At 73.6% G+C, this 755-nt stretch carries 1 protein-coding gene; it reads right to left on the reverse strand.

Annotated elements, in window-relative coordinates; genetic code table 11:
• Positions 1 to 193 precede the first annotated feature (193 nt).
• A partial coding sequence (locus AOK22_RS19505) for an oxygenase MpaB family protein (RefSeq protein WP_244164885.1) occupies positions 194 to 755 on the reverse strand: 562 nt, incomplete at its 5' end.

Consider the following 755-nt stretch of genomic DNA (forward strand, 5'->3'; position numbering starts at 1 on the left):
CGCCCGTGCCGCGTCCGCCCCGGCCAAGCCGAAGTCGTGGAAGAAGATCGCCGCCACGAACGACGTGCACGACCACGGGAACGACGGCCAGGAGCACGGTCACTGAGTCATCGGCGGACTCACCGAAGGACTCACTGACGACCGGTCGTGACGACCGGTCGTACGGGACACGCGCGCCGCGCCGTCCGGGTCACTACCCGGCGGCGCGGTGCCGTGCGCGGGCCCTGCGGGCGATCGGGAGATAGCGCAGCCGCTCCGGCAGGAGCGGCACGACCGTGCGCACCACCCTGCCGAAGCGGCGGAGTCCGCGCTCCTGCGCGGCCGTCCACGGCAGTCCGATCGCCGCGCGGGCGTCCGGCGGCATCAGGCCGATCGTGACGAAGCGGCGGAAGCGGGCCAACGGCGGCAGGAGCACCGGCCACAGGACGCGCAGCACCAGGCGCAGCGCGCGCGGGCCGCGGTCCGGCGGCGGCACCGGGCTGTCGGCGGCGGTCAGCTCCCCGGCGACCGCCGTGAGCTCCACCTCCTCGGCCAGCATCCTGCGGTAGTACGGCCAGAACTCCTGAAGCGTCTGCGGCATGTCCCGGTCGTGGATGCCGAGGATCCGTCCGACCTGGAGCCACTCCGCGTACAGCTGCCGCTCCTGCGCCTCGGTGAAGGGGCGGCCCAGGTACTTCTGCGCGTGCTGGTAGACGGGGAAGCCGGTGGCGTGGACCCAGGCGTAGTTCGCCGGCATCAGCGCGTGGTAGCGGCGG

Source organism: Streptomyces silaceus (genome assembly GCF_001419745.1).
Lineage (GTDB): Bacteria > Actinomycetota > Actinomycetes > Streptomycetales > Streptomycetaceae > Streptomyces > Streptomyces silaceus.